Annotated in this window: 1 protein-coding gene; it reads right to left on the reverse strand. The window is 46.7% G+C overall.

The window, feature by feature from the left end; all coding sequences use genetic code 11:
- The coding region (locus SB660_RS21895) for a M20/M25/M40 family metallo-hydrolase (RefSeq protein ID WP_410584541.1) at positions 1-257 on the reverse strand (257 nt) is incomplete at both ends.

The raw sequence follows: 257 nt of genomic DNA on the forward strand, positions 1-257 counted from the left end.
TTGTCGTGTCACCCTCATACAGCGGCGTGATAAAATCGTTATTAATCGCTGCTAAATAACGAAGCTGCTTTTCTTGTTTCAGCCGTTTTAATTCAGAAATGCTGGTTAAAATGCCGGAATGCTGGCTTTCTTCATCCGGGTTTGCCATGAACAGAATATGGCCCGGCAGCTGATCGCGCCGTTCAGAAAAGTGAAGCAGATTGGCGAGATGAACGGCAATACCGCTCTGCATATCAACCGAACCCCTTCCAAACATC

This window comes from Bacillus sp. SIMBA_005, from assembly GCF_046535585.1.
Classification (GTDB): Bacteria; Bacillota; Bacilli; order Bacillales; family Bacillaceae; genus Bacillus; species Bacillus pumilus.